Source organism: Streptomyces alkaliphilus (assembly GCF_014141535.1).
Lineage (GTDB): Bacteria > Actinomycetota > Actinomycetes > Streptomycetales > Streptomycetaceae > Streptomyces > Streptomyces alkaliphilus.
In genome coordinates, this window is the sequence record NZ_VKHT01000987.1 from 1 (window position 1) to 1,844 (window position 1,844).

The following is a 1,844-nucleotide window of genomic DNA, read 5'->3' on the forward strand; positions in this document are numbered from 1 at the left end:
ACCCCACCGGGTGCCCCGGCACCGGCAGCGCGATCCGCAACCCCCGGGTACCCAGCGCCCGCAGCCGCCCCAGGGCGAGAGCCAGGCCCACCGGACCGTCCTCCCCGGGCAACCCGGTCACCCGGTGCGCGTCGTCGCCCTCCGTCACCTCGCGCAACGCCTCGTCCGGCGACACGGTTCCCGCCAACCACGCGTTGCCCCAGGCGGCCAGTCGCCCGGACCTCGGTTCCTCCACCATGCCCCCACCTTAGGAACACCCGGGGGCCACCGCGCCCCACCAGGGGCCCCGTGCCCCGCCGATCGGGATCCTGCCGCCCCGCGTCCTTCCCGGGTGGCGTAGCGTTGTCCCCGGGCTGGTGCACCACCACACGCAACGGCAAGGCAAGGGGAGAAACCGCGCGCATGAGCGATGTACTGGAGCTGGTGGACGTATCCGTGGTCCGCGACGGACGCGCTCTGGTGGACCGGGTCTCCTGGTCGGTCGCCGAGGGTGAGCGCTGGGTCATCCTCGGACCCAACGGGGCGGGCAAGACGACCCTGTTGAACATCGCCTCCAGCTATCTCTTCCCCACCACGGGCACCGCCCAGATCCTGGGCGAGAAGCTCGGTGGTGTCGATGTCTTCGAGCTGCGCCCGCGCATCGGCATGGCGGGCAGCGCACTCGCCGAACGCCTGCCGCGTTCCCAGACCGTTCTCCAGACGGTCCTGACCGCCGCCTACGGCATGACCGCCGGTTGGCAGGAGGACTACGAGGAGGTGGACGAGGCCCGGGCCCGCGCCTTCCTGGACCGACTGGGCATGAGCGAGCACCTCGACCGCCGCTTCGGCACCCTTTCCGAGGGTGAGCGAAAGCGCACCCAGATCGCCCGCGCCCTGATGACCGACCCCGAACTCCTGCTCCTCGACGAGCCCGCGGCCGGGCTCGACCTCGGTGGCCGGGAGGACCTGGTGCGTCGCCTCGGTCGGCTGGCCGGCGACCCCTACGCCCCCTCGATGATCATGGTCACCCACCACGTCGAGGAGATCGCACCGGGCTTCACCCACGTGTTGCTCATCCGCCGGGGCAAGGTGCTCGAGGCGGGCCCCATTCCGGATGTGCTCACCTCCGCCAACCTCTCCCGTTGCTTCGGCCTCCCCCTGGTCGTCGAGAGGGCGGGGGACCGCTGGACCGCCCGGGGGCTCCCCCTGACCTGACCGCGGACCCCGCCGTACCGGGGCACGCGGTGCGACGACGGGCACGACGCGGCACCCCGGGACCGGCCCGTCGTGTCCGGTTCCGACCCCCGCCATCTGTTCCCGGCGTGTTCCGGGACCTACGATGGGTGATGTGGACTTCTGGGTGTGGTGGCTGATCGCCGCCGGAGCGTTCGCGATCCCGTTGATACAGACGGCGATGCCGGAGTTCGGCATGCTCTCGGTGGGAGCGGTGGCGGGCGCGATCACGGCAGGCGTCACCGACAGCCTGCCCCTGCAGGTCGTGGTCTTCGCCGTCGTCTCCACCGCGCTCATCATCGTGGTCCGCCCCATCGCCAAGCGCTCCCGAGCCCAACTTCCCGGCGTCAGCACCGGTGTGGACGCCCTGTTGGGACAATCCGCCGTGGTCGTGGAGCGGGTGGACGGCAACCGGGGACAGGTCAAGCTCGCCGGGGAGGTCTGGTCGGCCCGCTCCCTGGACACCGGCGAGGTTTTCGAACCCGGTTCCCGGGTCAGTGTGGTGGAGATCGACGGCGCGACCGCCGTCGTGATGTGATGGGCGCCCGTCGAAGCTCCAACGAGCCCCACATCCGGGGAAGTTGACACGGGCGAGGGGACGCTCTCCTCCCGACCACCAACACTTCCCCCAC

At 71.3% G+C, this 1,844-nt stretch carries 2 protein-coding genes and 1 pseudogene; 2 read left to right on the forward strand and 1 reads right to left on the reverse strand.

Annotation, left to right across the window (positions count from 1 at the left end; genetic code table 11):
• Positions 1-238: pseudogene (locus tag FNQ90_RS21765) on the reverse strand (hypothetical protein); the annotation flags it as partial.
• A 164-nt stretch (positions 239-402) separates the two neighbouring features.
• On the opposite strand from FNQ90_RS21765, the gene FNQ90_RS21770 reads away from it, so the two are divergent.
• Together FNQ90_RS21770 and FNQ90_RS21775 are read left to right on the forward strand one after the other, a co-directional pair.
• The gene (locus FNQ90_RS21770; protein WP_143624265.1) at positions 403-1,194 is read left to right on the forward strand and encodes an ABC transporter ATP-binding protein; all 792 of its coding nucleotides are present in this window, start codon (positions 403-405) and stop codon (positions 1,192-1,194) included.
• 124 nt (positions 1,195-1,318) lie between these two features.
• On the forward strand, positions 1,319-1,750 hold the full coding sequence (locus FNQ90_RS21775; protein ID WP_143624263.1) for an NfeD family protein: 432 nt from the start codon (positions 1,319-1,321) through the stop codon (positions 1,748-1,750).
• Positions 1,751-1,844 lie beyond the last annotated feature (94 nt).